This is a genomic window from Knoellia sp. AC549, from assembly GCF_979258975.1.
Genome location: NZ_OZ409890.1, coordinates 3,761,816 through 3,774,793, shown reverse-complemented (window position 1 = coordinate 3,774,793; position 12,978 = coordinate 3,761,816). Strand labels below are relative to the sequence as shown.

11 protein-coding genes are annotated in these 12,978 nt (G+C 69.4%); 6 read left to right on the top strand and 5 right to left on the bottom strand.

The window, feature by feature from the left end:
- The first annotated feature begins 44 nt into the window (after window positions 1–44).
- The 3 genes from ACZZ98_RS18405 (at window position 45) to ACZZ98_RS18395 (ending at window position 3,683) form a co-directional block, all read left to right on the top strand.
- A complete protein-coding gene (locus ACZZ98_RS18405; protein ID WP_463517588.1) occupies window positions 45–1,082 on the top strand; it encodes a glycoside hydrolase family 43 protein in 1,038 nt (345 codons plus the stop codon).
- Window positions 1,083–1,165: 83 nt separating this feature from the next.
- Window positions 1,166–3,280, top strand: coding sequence for an excinuclease ABC subunit UvrB (gene uvrB, locus ACZZ98_RS18400; protein ID WP_463517587.1), 2,115 nt, complete (start codon window positions 1,166–1,168; stop codon window positions 3,278–3,280).
- Window positions 3,281–3,308: 28 nt separating this feature from the next.
- The gene (locus ACZZ98_RS18395) at window positions 3,309–3,683 is read left to right on the top strand and encodes an MmcQ/YjbR family DNA-binding protein (protein WP_463517586.1); all 375 of its coding nucleotides are present in this window, start codon (window positions 3,309–3,311) and stop codon (window positions 3,681–3,683) included.
- Here the strand turns inward: ACZZ98_RS18395 and ACZZ98_RS18390 are convergent.
- Entirely contained in the window at window positions 3,647–4,375 is a 729-nt protein-coding gene (locus tag ACZZ98_RS18390) for an alpha/beta hydrolase family protein (RefSeq protein ID WP_463517585.1), read from the bottom strand. The genes ACZZ98_RS18395 and ACZZ98_RS18390 overlap by 37 nt on opposite strands.
- A 330-nt stretch (window positions 4,376–4,705) precedes the next feature.
- On the opposite strand from ACZZ98_RS18390, the gene ACZZ98_RS18385 reads away from it, so the two are divergent.
- Window positions 4,706–4,960, top strand: a complete 255-nt coding sequence (locus ACZZ98_RS18385; RefSeq protein WP_463517584.1) for a hypothetical protein — start codon at window positions 4,706–4,708, stop codon at window positions 4,958–4,960.
- Between the two features lie 174 nt (window positions 4,961–5,134).
- Window positions 5,135–6,118 carry a TerC family protein gene (locus ACZZ98_RS18380; protein ID WP_463517813.1) on the top strand — a complete coding sequence of 328 codons (984 nt, stop codon included), beginning with the start codon at window positions 5,135–5,137 and terminating at the stop codon, window positions 6,116–6,118.
- A 33-nt stretch (window positions 6,119–6,151) separates the two neighbouring features.
- Here ACZZ98_RS18380 and ACZZ98_RS18375 read toward each other — a convergent pair whose 3' ends face one another.
- The 4 genes from ACZZ98_RS18375 to ACZZ98_RS18360 are packed head-to-tail and all read right to left on the bottom strand — an operon-like array spanning window position 6,152 to window position 9,600.
- The gene (locus ACZZ98_RS18375; RefSeq protein WP_463517583.1) at window positions 6,152–7,024 is read right to left on the bottom strand and encodes an EamA family transporter; all 873 of its coding nucleotides are present in this window, start codon (window positions 7,022–7,024) and stop codon (window positions 6,152–6,154) included.
- 23 nt (window positions 7,025–7,047) lie between these two features.
- Entirely contained in the window at window positions 7,048–7,725 is a 678-nt protein-coding gene (locus ACZZ98_RS18370) for an MBL fold metallo-hydrolase (protein ID WP_463517582.1), read from the bottom strand.
- Window positions 7,726–7,727: 2 nt separating this feature from the next.
- Complete coding sequence (locus tag ACZZ98_RS18365) at window positions 7,728–8,411, bottom strand: maleylpyruvate isomerase family mycothiol-dependent enzyme (protein WP_463517581.1); 684 nt, start codon at window positions 8,409–8,411, stop codon at window positions 7,728–7,730.
- A gap of 4 nt (window positions 8,412–8,415) precedes the next feature.
- Window positions 8,416–9,600 carry a hypothetical protein gene (locus tag ACZZ98_RS18360; RefSeq protein ID WP_463517580.1) on the bottom strand — a complete coding sequence of 395 codons (1,185 nt, stop codon included), beginning with the start codon at window positions 9,598–9,600 and terminating at the stop codon, window positions 8,416–8,418.
- A 60-nt stretch (window positions 9,601–9,660) separates the two neighbouring features.
- Here ACZZ98_RS18360 and uvrA point away from each other — a divergent pair, with 60 nt between their 5' ends.
- Window positions 9,661–12,891 (top strand): excinuclease ABC subunit UvrA, encoded by a 3,231-nt coding sequence (gene uvrA / locus ACZZ98_RS18355; RefSeq protein ID WP_463517812.1) that lies wholly within the window; start codon window positions 9,661–9,663, stop codon window positions 12,889–12,891.
- The last annotated feature ends 87 nt before the right edge of the window (window positions 12,892–12,978 follow it).

The following is a 12,978-nucleotide window of genomic DNA, read 5'->3' as shown; positions in this document are numbered from 1 at the left end:
GGGGCCAGCGGTGAGAGGATGACGCGTCAAGGTTAAGGAGCACGATGAACCCAGGACGGTGCCACCGACGTCGACCAGCAGCCGCACTCCTCGTGGTCACCGTGCTGATGCTGACCGGGTGCCAGGACGATGGCGCCCCTGACGCCGCGGCGACGCAGCAGACGACCGAGGCCGGGGCCGGAACCGGACTGACCAACCCCGTGTGGCGCAGCAACTTCCCGGACCCGCAGATCGTCGAGGACGAGGACGGCTACGTCGCCTTCGCCACGAACGGCAACGGTATGAACGTCCAGACCCTGACCAGCACGGACCTCGTCGACTGGAGCCAGGGGTCGGACGCGCTGCCCGAGCTGCCCGCCTGGACCTTCCCGGGCAAGGTGTGGGCTCCCGAGGCGGCACCCTTCGGCGAGTCCTGGGTCATGTACTACACGACCAGGGCGCCCAACCCGGACATCCAGTGCATCGGCGTCGCCGTCGCGGACGAGCCGGAGGGGCCCTACCTCGACAGCAGGCCCGGACCGCTGGTCTGCGAGGCGGACCGGGGCGGGTCGATCGACGCCTCGCCGTTCGTCGCTGCGGACGGCAAGGCCTACCTGTACTGGAAGAACGACGGGAACGCCGTGGGTGTCGACACCTGGATCTCCGTCCAGCCGCTGTCACCGGACGGCACCGGCGTCGTCGGCAAGCCACGACAGCTGCTCAAGCAGGACCTCACCTGGGAGGGGGAGCTCGTCGAGGCCCCGAGCCTGTTCGAGCGCGACGGGGTGTTTCACCTCTTCTACTCGGCCAACGACTTCGGTTCCGACCGGTATGCCGTGGGGCACGCGACGTCGTCGTCACCGCTCGGGCCCTTCGTCAAGACTCCCGAACCGGTGCTCGTGAGCACCGAGGTCGCGGCCGGTCCGGGCCACTGCTCCCTCGTCGAGAAGGACGGGCGGGTCTGGATGGTCTACCACGCGTGGGCTCCGGACGCGGTCGGCTCGGACGTGCCCGGCCGGACCATGTGGCTCAGCGAGGTGACCTTCGACGGGAAGTCGGTCCGGGTCCAGCCGCCGGCGACGACAGGTGCGCGGCGTCCCTGAGCCGCGCCGCGGCATACGCAGGACTGACGGCGCGAACACCGAGACCGGCGGGGACTGTCAGTGGCACGGCATACCGTGGACTCATGCGTCCCACCACTGACCTGAAGCGCACCGTCGCACCGTTCCGGGTCGTCTCCGACTTCGAGCCCGCCGGTGACCAGCCGACGGCCATCAAGGACCTGACCCAGCGGATCAACGCCGGTCAGCAGAACGTCGTCCTCCTGGGCGCCACGGGCACCGGCAAGTCCGCGACCGCGGCCTGGCTCGTCGAGCAGGTGCAGCGGCCGACGCTCGTCATGGCCCCCAACAAGACGCTGGCCGCCCAGCTCGCGAACGAGTTCCGGGAGCTGTTGCCCAACAACGCCGTCGAGTACTTCGTGAGCTACTACGACTACTACCAGCCCGAGGCCTACGTCCCACAGACGGACACCTACATCGAGAAGGACAGCTCGATCAACGACGAGGTCGAGCGGCTGCGACACTCGGCGACGAACTCGCTGCTGACGCGGCGGGACGTCATCGTCGTCGCGTCCGTGTCGTGCATCTATGGCCTCGGCACCCCGCAGGAGTACGTCGACAGGATGGTGCAGCTGCGGGTGGGCGACGAGCTCGACCGTGACGACCTGCTCCGACGGTTCGTGCAGATGCAGTACACCCGCAACGACCTCGCCTTCACCCGCGGCACGTTCCGGGTGCGCGGGGACACGGTCGAGATCATCCCGATGTACGAAGAGCTGGCCGTGCGCATCGAGTTCTTCGGCGACGAGGTCGACAAGATCTACACGCTGCACCCGCTCACCGGCGAGATCGTGCGCGAGGAGACCGAGATGTATGTCTTCCCCGCCTCGCACTACGTCGCCGGCCCGGACCGCATGGAGCGCGCCATCGCCGGGATCGAGCACGAGCTCGAGGAGCAGCTCAAGACGTTCGAGAGCCAGGGCAAGCTGCTCGAGGCCCAGCGGCTCCGTATGCGCACCACCTATGACATCGAGATGATGCGCCAGGTGGGGTCGTGCTCGGGGATCGAGAACTACTCGATGCACCTCGACGGCCGCACCGCGGGCTCGGCGCCCAACTGCCTGCTCGACTACTTCCCCGAGGACTTCCTCCTCGTCCTCGACGAGTCGCACGTGACGGTGCCGCAGATCGGCGCGATGTACGAAGGCGACGCGTCCCGCAAGCGCACCCTGGTCGACCACGGCTTCCGGCTGCCGTCCGCGATGGACAACCGGCCGCTCAAGTGGGAGGAGTTCCTCGAGCGCATCGGCCAGACCGTCTACCTCTCGGCGACCCCGGGCAACTACGAGATGGCGCAGGCCGACGGAGTCGTCGAGCAGATCATCCGCCCGACCGGCCTCATCGACCCCGAGATCGTGCTCAAGCCGACCAAGGGCCAGATCGACGACCTGCTGCACGAGATCAACCAGCGAGCCGCGCGCAACGAGCGGGTGCTCGTCACCACGCTGACCAAGAAGATGGCCGAGGACCTCACCGACTACCTCCTGGACAAGGGTGTGCGGGTCCGCTACCTGCACTCCGACATCGACACCCTGCGCCGGGTCGAGCTGCTGCGCGAGCTGCGGATGGGGGAGTACGACGTCCTCGTCGGCATCAACCTGCTCCGTGAGGGACTCGACCTCCCCGAGGTGTCGCTCGTGTCGATCCTCGACGCCGACAAGGAGGGCTTCCTCCGGTCGGCGCGCTCGTTGATCCAGACCATCGGTCGTGCCGCCCGCAACGTCTCGGGGCAGGTCCACATGTATGCCGACAAGGTCACCCCCTCGATGCAGGAAGCCGTCGACGAGACGAGCCGTCGGCGCGCGAAGCAGGTCGCCTACAACCTCGAGCGAGGCGTCGACCCCCAGCCGCTGCGGAAGAAGATCGCCGACATCACCGACCTGCTCGAGCGCGAGGACGCCGACACCGAGGCGCTGCTCGGCTCCGGTCGCGCCCGCTCGCGCGGGAAGAGCGACGGTGGCCGGGGTGGTCGCGGAGCGCTGGCAGCCGACGCCGTCACCGTGGGAGCCGGTCGGCTCGAGAACATCGCCGCCGGTGACCTGGCCAACCTCATCCAGGAGCTCACCACGCAGATGCACCAGGCTGCTGGTGACCTGCACTTCGAGCTGGCCGCGCGACTGCGCGACGAGGTCGGGGACCTCAAGAAGGAGCTCCGGCAGATGAGCGAGGGCACGAGGTGAGACCCCCCGACCTGAGCGGCGCGCCCGCATGACGCCCGAGGAGGTCAGCGCCTACGCCCTGGCCAAACCGGGCCCGTGGGCCGACCAGCCGTGGGAGGGCGACGACGTCGCCAAGGTCGGCGACAAGATCTTCGCCTTCCTCGGTGGACTGGGTGCGGCAGACGGGCCACGCGTGGGTGTCAAGCTCGGGTCGCGCGCGGAGGCCGACGAGTGGATCGCGGAGTTCCCCGACGACGCGAGCGTGTCGCCCTACATCGGACGCCACGGGTGGAACACGCTGGCGATCGGCGGGGCGATCCCCGACGACGCGTTGCGCGAGGCGATCGACACGTCCTACGACCTCGTCGTCACCAAGCTGCCGCGGGGTCAGCGACCGGCGAGCTCGTCGAGCAGCTCGAGCTGACGCGTCCAGGCGCTCGAGTCCACGTCGATGACGACGAAGTGGTCACCGTCCACCTCGCTCGACGTGGCGTCGGCGCCTGCACGAGTCGCAGCTGCCACGTAGTCCGTGGACTGGCTCAGCGGCACGGTCTCGTCGTCTCGACCGTGGATGGTCCGCACGGGGACGTCGAGGGGGATCTGTTGCTGGGGGTCGTAGGGACGGTCGGCGTCGGTGGGCGCGTGCCCCAGCAGCGCGGCGGCAGCCTCACCACCGAGGCCGGCGTCGTGCGCTGACCTCAGGTCGAGCACCCCGGCCTGTGAGAGGGCTCCGGTGACGGGGACCTTGGTGCGCTGCCACTGCGCCTGGTGCTGTCGTCCCGCTGCCCAGACCGCGAGGTGTCCGCCGGCGGAGTGACCGAGCGTCAGGGTCGTGGTCGTGTCGACGTCGTCGATCTCGGCGAGCCGGTCGATGGCGGCGTGGACGTCGTCGAACGTCGCCGGCGCGCCTCCACCGTTGCCCACCCGGCGGTACTCGATGTTCCAGGCGGTCCAGCCATGCTCTGTGAGCGAGGCGGCGAGCGGTCGGCCGAGCTCGAGGTCGTACTCCGCCTTCCAGAAGCCGCCGTGGATCACCACGACGACGCCCCTGCTCGTGCCCGTCGGCCGGGTCAGCTCACCGAACTGGCTCGGGTCGTCGCCATAGCTGATCCGCATCGGTCGGTCCTGTTCGTCGGTGCTGGGGGACTCTGACGGCCCACACGCCGCGAGAGGCAGGGTGGTCGCTGCCGCGATCACTGCTCTCCGGGTGGGCACCCCCGCAGCGTATGCCGCCACATCGTCACTGGCCGTCGCGAGCAAGCGCCGGTTCGCCGCAGTCCCATCCGCCGCTCGCGCGCTGAGCGCGCTCACGGCTCCCGCCACGCCCAGCCAGCGGCGAACCGACACCTACCCGCTCCTGGTCGTGTCTCCCCGCGGCTCGGACCTCGCTACGAACCTGTGCGACCAGCGGAGGGCGGGCCCACTTCGCTGGTCAGGATTCATCTCATGAGCGAAGCCATGCGAGCGGAGGGCGGGCCCACTCCGGTGGTCAGGATTCATCTCATGAGCGAAGCCATGCGGGCGGAGGGCGGGCCCACTCCGGTGGTCAGGATTCATCTCATGAGCGAAGCCGTGCGGGCGGAGGGCGGGCCCACTCCGGTGGTCAGGATTCATCTCATGAGCGAAGCCGTGCGGGCGGAGGGCGGGCCCACTCCGGTGGTCAGGATTCATCTCATGAGCGAAGCCATGAGAGAATCCTGACCAGCGGAGGGGAGTATCCCCAGCGCGGTCTCCTCGTCATCACGGCGTTTGTGTTCTCGCCCGGGGAGCCGGTCCGGCCTCACAGGGCGGGAGAGACCTCCGGACCTCACGTCCCGAACCCGGAAGGTGTCCGCGTTGCACTCCCTCACCACCCTCACGGCGGCGACGCCCTCGATGAACGTCGCCACCTGGCAGTGGTTCCTCACCATCGGCATCGCCGCGGCAGTCCTGCTCTTCGACGTCGTGATGATCGCCCGGAACCCGCACCGGCCGTCGACCAAGGAACTCACCATCACGCTGTCGTTCTACGTCGGCGCCGCGATCCTCTTCGGCATCTGGGTGTGGTTGAGCCACGGCAGCCAGCTCGCAGGTGAGTTCTATGCCGGATGGCTGACCGAGTACTCGCTCTCGGTCGACAACCTCTTCATCTTCCTGCTCATCATGGCCAAGTTCGCCGTGCCCGAGAAGTTCCAGCAGACCGCCCTCATGTGGGGCATCATCATCGCGATCGTCCTGCGCGGCATCTTCATCGCCGTCGGGGCGGCGGCCATCAACAACTTCTCCTGGGTCTTCTACATCTTCGGCGCGTTCCTCATCTACACCGCGGTCAAGCTCGCGACCGAGGGTGAGAGCGACGACGAGGAGTACGAGGAGAACCGCTTCATGAAGTGGGTCGAGTCGACGTTCCCCTCGACCAAGGAGTGGAGCACCAAGCTCCTCACCAAGGAGAACGGCAAGCGGGTCATCACGCCGCTCTTCATCGTCGTGCTGGCGCTCGGCACGACCGACCTGCTCTTCGCGCTCGACTCGATCCCGGCGATCTACGGACTGACCCAGGAGCCGTACCTCGTCCTGACGGCCAACCTCTTCGCCCTCATGGGTCTGCGCCAGCTGTACTTCCTCCTGGGCGGCCTGCTGCAGAAGCTCGTCTACCTCAGCCTGGGACTCTCGGTCCTGCTGGCGTTCATCGGCGTCAAGCTCATCCTGCACGCGCTCCACGAGAACGAGCTGCCGTTCCTCAACGGCGGCGAGCACTTCAACGTGCCGGACATCCCGATCGCGGTCTCGCTCGGCGCGATCGTCGTCATCCTCGGTGTCACGACCGTGGCCAGCCTCTGGAAGACGCGACGCGACGAGAAGGCGGAGATCAACGCCTGAGGCGAGCGGGCGGCATACACCGCTCGCACGCGTCTAGGACCCCGTCATCTCGGCGGGGTCCTTCCGCGTCCCGAGGCCCAGCACGATGGCCGACGCCAGCACGACGAGACCCATGCCGACCAGCTGCCACCCGTCGAGGAACTGGCTCAGGATGAGCAGGCCCGCGAGCGCGGCGACGGCGGGCTCCAGGCTGAGCAGGACTCCGAGGACCCGGGCGCTCATGCGACGCAGCGCCAGGAGCTCGAGGGAGTAGGGCAGCACGGACGACAGCACGGCGATGCCCAGGCCCTTGGCGAGGAGCTCGCCGTCCCAGTCGGGGACCGAGGCGATGCCGAGCGGCAGGGTCACGGCGCTGGCCACGACCATCGCGATGGCCAGCCCTTCGAGCTGGTCGAACTGCGCCCCGGTGTGCCCGCTGAAGACGATGTATGCCGCCCAGAAGGCTCCCGCGGTCGCCGCCAGTCCCAGCCCGGTGAGGTTGAGCTCCTCGAAGGGGACGGAGAGTGCCTCCGAGATGAGGAGCACCCCACCTGCCGCAGCGGAGACGGCGACGAGGTCGATCACGCGCCGCGACATGGCCGCAGCGAGCAGGAGGGGCCCGAGGAACTCGATGGTCACGGCGACCCCCAGCGGCAGGTGCGCGAGGGAGCTGTAGAACGTGAAGTTCATCAGCCCCAGGATGAGTCCGAAGGTGATGACCGTGCGCCACGCCCTACCCGAGTGTCCTCGCCAGCTGGGTCGGGCGTAGGCGACGAGGATGACCGTCGCGAAGAGCAGCCGCATGACGACCGATCCACCGGCCCCGATCTCGGGGACGAGGGTGGCCGCGAGTGCCCCGCCGAACTGCACCGAGAGGATGCCGATGAGGACGAGGACCGGCGCAGGCACACTCTCGAGTCGACGCACGTCGTCAGGTTAGGTCGCCCCACTCACCAGCCGCGGTCGCGCCACTCCGTGAGATGGGGTCGCTCGGCCCCGAGCGTGGTGTCGCCGCCGTGTCCGGGATAGACCCACGTGTCGTCGTCGTAGACGTCGAAGAGCCGGGTCGTGACGTCCTCGATGAGGCTGTCGAAGCTCTGGTACTCGTAGCGGGTCGTCGCCCCGACCCCACCGGGGAAGAGCGAGTCGCCGGTGAAGAGGTGCGTGTGCCCGCCGGGGTCGCCGTAGGCCAGCGCCACGGAGCCGGGCGTGTGGCCACGCAGGTGGACGACGTCGAGCTCGCACTGGCCCACCGTGATCCGATCGCCCTGTGCCAGAAGGACATCGGGCCGGACCGGGAGGGCTTCGGCGTCGTCGCGCCCGGCATACGTGCGGGGGTGGAACGCCTCGACCAGGTCGGGGAGCGCGCGCACGTGGTCCCAGTGCTGGTGGGTGGTGACGAGGTGCTCGAGGCCGCCGGTGCCTTCGTGGACGAGCGCGCCGAGCCGAACGGGGTCGTCGGCAGCATCGACGAGCAGCTGCTCCCCGGTGGCGCGACAGGTGAGGAGGTAGGCGTTGTTGGACATCTCTGACACGGCGACCTTGCGGATGACGAGGTGCTCCAGCTCGCGGACCTGGGTCGCGTCGCCCGGGGAGACGTCGCCGGTGTAGGTCGGGTCAGCGGCCATGGTCACAGCCCGGCCGTGAGCTCGGGCAGGCTCTCGCCCCGGACTCCGGACGGGTCCTGACGAGCCAACCAGCGCAGTATGCCGGCCCGCGAGCCGACGATGTCAGCGCCACCGTCGCCGATGGACCAGACGTCGCCCTCGTCGCTGCGGAGCGTGAGGGAGGGGGCAGTAGGCGCTCCCTGCTGGCGCTTGAGCTCGTTCTCGATGAAGAGGACCTGGAGGTCGCCGTCGAGGTCGTCGAAGCCGAACTCGGTGTCAAGGTCGACGTGGTGGTAGACGACCTCACGAAGCCGCATGAAGGGCAGCATGCCGCCCTTGAACGTCGGACCGCCGGGAGTGCGCTCGAGGACGAGGTCCCGGTGCTCGGGGGTGAGTCTCCGGAGCGCGGTGGCGAGCGGCCTGGCGGTCTGCTCGACGTCGTCGACCACGACGTCCGCCGGGCGGCCGACACCGGCGTCGATGTCGTCGTCGCGCGACTCCGGGGAGGCATACATCGTCTCGCCCGTCCCGTCGACGGCAGACGCGACGAGGCGGCACAGGGCCTCCGCGTTGCGCGCGACGTGGTTGAGGACGTGGTCGCGGCTCCAGCCCTCGCACAGACTGGGCGCCGCGAGGTCGTCGGCGCTGCGGGCGTCGGCGACGAGTCGGGCGGTGTGGTCATCGATGGCAGCCAGAAGGTCGGTCACGACGTCAGGCTACGCGCGAGCGCCACAGCGTGCCGTCCCCTTGCGCATCCGCCGTCACCACCCACAGCTCGTCACCGTGGACGACCGCCGACCCCGGCGATCCGACCGGCCCGGCTGCGACGGACCACCGTGATCCGGAGCGGCGCAGCACCGAGCTGCCGCGGTCGGACGGTGCGATGACGAGGGCGCCGTCATTAAGGATGAGCGGCGCGAGAGCCGTCGCCGACTCCGGGACGACGACATCGGGTATGCCGTCCAGCTGGGTCGCGCTCGTTCCCACCACCTCCCACAGGGCGAGCCTCCCGCCCACCACGCCCGAGACGAGGCAACGGTGCAGCGCGCAGGAGGCGGCGTGGGCCAGGGCGGCGTCGGTGCCTCCCTGGCGGCGGGGGAGGTCGATCCGGGTCCAGGGCCCGTCTGCGTCGGGTGAGGTCCAGACGGCGGGGTCGACGCGCACGGAGCCGGGCGCGAGGCGGGTGACCGACCCCGAGAGCATGAGGCCCTCTCCGGCGGACGTGATGGCGGTGGCGGAGACGAGGAGCTCCGGGGTGCTGCCCAGCGGCGTCCCCGTGGACGTCTGCCGCGCCCAACGGGTGCCCGTGCGCGTCCACGTCGCGATGTCGAGGCCGGTGCGTTCGCTCTGCCAGGCGCCGAGGATCACGGGTGACCCGGCGGCATACGCCAGGCCGACCAGGTCTCCCGCTCCATAGCTGCCGAAGACTCCGAAGGGCTGTTCCTGCTCGGCGACCGAGTCGGCCGCACCGGACCAGGTCGTCCAGCGGTAGTTGCCGTGGGCGCCACCCCGAGCACCGGCGATGGCGTCGATGCGCCCGGCATGGGTCGCCACCTGGAACCAGCGGCCCTCGAAGGCGTAGCCGGACCGGGGCGTGAGGGCCAGCTCGCGCCACTGTCCGGACCCTGTCCCCGACAGCAGGTGGGGTCGCGGTCGTCCTGGCCCGTAGGCACCGACGAGGACCGAGTCGTCATCGCTGGCGAGGGTGACCGCGGAGAGTCCCACGGGCAGGGGCACGGGCTCCCACGAGAGCGGGCGGGAGTCGTCGCCGGGCGCCGCGGTCGCCTCCGACCCCTCTGACGACGTCACGGCAGGGGCGGGAGCGTCCGTGCTGCACGCGCTCGCGAGCAGACCGGACACCAAGACGACTCCGAGGAGGAGGGGACGCACGCCCACGTCTGTCACTGTAGGGGCGCAAGGGGCGTTCGTCAGGGGCTGTCGGTGGCGACACCTAGCATGGGGAGCGTGACTTCTGCTGTGACCCCCGCGCCCGCCCGACGCTCCGGCAGCGCCACCCACGACCGACTCGTCGTCCGTGGCGCGCGTGAGCACAACCTCAAGGACGTGTCGGTCGACCTGCCGAGAGACTCGCTCGTCGTCTTCACCGGCCTGTCGGGCTCGGGCAAGTCGTCGCTGGCGTTCGACACGATCTTCGCCGAGGGCCAGCGCCGCTACGTCGAGTCGCTGTCGGCCTACGCCCGCCAGTTCCTCGGCCAGATGGACAAGCCCGACGTCGACTTCATCGAGGGACTCTCCCCGGCGGTCTCGATCGACCAGAAGTCGACCAACCGCAACCCCCGCTCCACGGTCGGCACGATCACCGAGGTCTACGACTACCTCCGCCTGCTCTTCGCCCGCGCCGGTCGACCGCACTGCCCGACGTGTGGCGAGCCGATCACTCGGCAGAGCCCCCAGCAGATCGTCGACCAGCTGCTCGAGCTGCCGGAGCGCACCCGCTTCCAGGTCCTCGCGCCGGTGGTCCGCGCGCGCAAGGGCGAGTTCGTCGACCTCTTCTCGGAGCTGCAGTCCAAGGGGTTCGCCCGGGCCCGCGTCGACGGGGATGTGGTCTCGCTCGCCGAGCCGCCGATCCTCGAGAAGCAGATCAAGCACACCATCGACGTCGTCGTCGACCGGCTCGTGGCCAAGGGCGGTGACGCCTCCTCCAAGCGTCGGCTCACCGACTCCGTCGAGACCGCGCTCGGCCTCGCCGGCGGCGTCGTGCTCATCGAGTTCGTCGACGTGCCCGAGGGGCCCGAGGGCGAGGCGCTGCCGCGCGAGCGCCGCTTCTCCGAGAAGATGGCCTGCCCCAACAACCACCCGCTTGCGATGGACGAGGTCGAGCCGCGCTCCTTCTCGTTCAACTCGCCGTTCGGCGCCTGCACCGTCTGCACCGGCATCGGCACCGAGCTCGAGGTCGACCCGGAGCTCGTCGTTCCCAACGACGACCTCAGCCTGGCCGAGGGTGCCATCGCACCGTGGGCGTCGGGCAGCGGTGCGTCCGAGTACTTCCAGCGGGTCCTCGGAGCCCTCGCCGAGGAGCTGAAGTTCAGCATCGACGCGCCCTGGCGCGCCCTGCCCGAGCGCGCCCGGGAGTCGCTGCTGCACGGCCGCAACCACAAGGTCCACGTCAAGTACAGGAACCGCTTCGGGCGCGAGCGCTCCTACACGACCGGATTCGAGGGTGCCATCCCCTTCGTCAAGCGCCGGCACGCCGAGACCGACTCCGAGTGGAGCCGCGAGCGCTACGAGGGCTACATGCGCGAGGTGCCCTGCCCGGCCTGCCGCGGCAGCCGGCTCAAGCCGGAGTCCCTCGCCGTGCTCATCGGCGGCAAGAGCATCGCGGACGTGTGCGCCCTGCCGATCTCTGACTCGGCCGGGTTCCTCGAGCACGTCGACTTCACCGTGCGCGAGCGACAGATCGCCGAGCGTGTCATCAAGGAGATCAACGCCCGGCTCGGCTTCCTCCTCGACGTCGGCCTCGACTACCTCAGCCTCGACCGGCCCTCCGGCACGCTCTCCGGCGGTGAGGCACAGCGCATCCGCCTTGCCACCCAGATCGGCTCCGGCCTCGTCGGTGTGCTCTACGTGCTCGACGAGCCGAGCATCGGCCTGCACCAGCGCGACAACCGCCGGCTCATCGAGACGCTCACCCGGCTGCGCGACCTCGGCAACACCCTCATCGTCGTCGAGCACGACGAGGACACGATCGCCACGGCCGACTGGGTCGTCGACATCGGCCCGGGCGCCGGCGAGCACGGGGGAGAGGTCGTCCACTCCGGCACGGTCGCCGACCTGCTCACCCACGAGACGTCGGTCACCGGCAAGTACCTCTCGGGTCGCCTCGAGATCCCGCTTCCGGCAGTGCGGCGTCCGCAGGAGCGCGGCCGCGAGGTCACCGTCGTCGGAGCCCGCGAGCACAACCTCCACGACGTCACCGCCAGCTTCCCCCTCGGCAACCTCGTGGCCGTGACCGGGGTCTCGGGCTCGGGCAAGTCGACGCTCGTCAACGACATCCTCTACCACGTGCTCGCCAACAAGCTCAACGGCGCGAGGCACGTCCCCGGGCGGCACAGGACGGTCACGGGGCTGGAGCACCTCGACAAGGTCGTCCACGTCGACCAGGGCCCGATCGGCCGGACGCCCCGGTCCAACCCGGCGACCTACACGGGCGTCTTCGACGTGATCCGCAAGCTCTTCGCGACGACGACCGAGGCCAAGATCCGGGGCTACCAGCCGGGACGCTTCTCCTTCAACGTCAAGGGGGGCCGCTGCGACGCGTGCTCCGGCGACGGCACGATCAAGATCGAGATGAACTTCCTCCCCGACGTCTACGTCCCCTGCGAGGTCTGCCACGGAGCGCGCTACAACCGCGAGACCCTCGAGGTGCACTTCAAGGGCAAGACCATCGCCGACGTGCTCGACATGCCGATCGAGGAGGCCGCCGAGTTCTTCGCTGCCGTCCCCGGGATCGCGCGGCACATGAACACGCTGACCGAGGTGGGACTGGGCTACGTGCGGCTCGGTCAGCCCGCTCCGACGCTCTCCGGTGGTGAGGCGCAGCGCGTCAAGCTCGCGACGGAGCTGCAGAAGCGATCGACGGGGCGCACGATCTACGTCCTCGACGAACCCACGACAGGCCTGCACTTCGAGGACATCCGCAAGCTGCTCGGCGTCCTCCAGGGGCTCGTCGACAAGGGCAACAGCGTCCTGGTCATCGAGCACAACCTCGACGTCATCAAGTGCGCCGACTACATCGTCGACCTCGGTCCAGAGGGCGGCAACAAGGGCGGCTCCGTCGTCGCGACGGGCACTCCCGAAGAGGTCGCGGCACATCCCGACAGCTACACCGGCCAGTTCCTGGCACCGGTGCTGGCCAAGACCTCACGCACGACGACGCGCCCCACCGCTGCCGCCAGGAAGGCGGCAACGAGCCAGGTGAAGCCCACGAAGGCTGCAGCCAAGAAGTCGTCGACGACGAAGAAGGCCACGGCGTCAGCGTCGACAAAGGCAGCAGCAGCGCAGGCAGGCGCCTCGAAGGAGACAGCTGCGAAGGCGACAGCCAAGGCGAAGTCGGCAACGACCAAGAAGACCGCTGCTGCGCGGACGGCCACCAGGAGCCAGACGACATCAGCGACGTCGTCCACGCGGGCCAACGTCACCAAACGATCGCCGCGCAAGAGCGCCTAGACCAGCGGGCGGCATACGCAGCGTTCCCGCGAACCACACGAGAGGGCCCCGCACCGAGTCCGGTGCGGGGCCCTCTCGTGTGGTCGT

Coding starts and splice junctions, on each gene's coding strand:
- ACZZ98_RS18405 (WP_463517588.1), top strand. CDS start 45: ATGAACCCAGGACGGTGCCACCGACGTCGACCAGCAGCCGCACTCCTC.
- uvrA (WP_463517812.1), top strand. CDS start 9,661: ATGGGGAGCGTGACTTCTGCTGTGACCCCCGCGCCCGCCCGACGCTCC.
- ACZZ98_RS18395 (WP_463517586.1), top strand. CDS start 3,309: ATGACGCCCGAGGAGGTCAGCGCCTACGCCCTGGCCAAACCGGGCCCG.
- ACZZ98_RS18380 (WP_463517813.1), top strand. CDS start 5,135: ATGAACGTCGCCACCTGGCAGTGGTTCCTCACCATCGGCATCGCCGCG.
- ACZZ98_RS18385 (WP_463517584.1), top strand. CDS start 4,706: ATGAGCGAAGCCATGCGAGCGGAGGGCGGGCCCACTCCGGTGGTCAGG.
- uvrB (WP_463517587.1), top strand. CDS start 1,166: ATGCGTCCCACCACTGACCTGAAGCGCACCGTCGCACCGTTCCGGGTC.
- ACZZ98_RS18370 (WP_463517582.1), bottom strand. CDS start 7,725: ATGGCCGCTGACCCGACCTACACCGGCGACGTCTCCCCGGGCGACGCG.
- ACZZ98_RS18390 (WP_463517585.1), bottom strand. CDS start 4,375: ATGCGGATCAGCTATGGCGACGACCCGAGCCAGTTCGGTGAGCTGACC.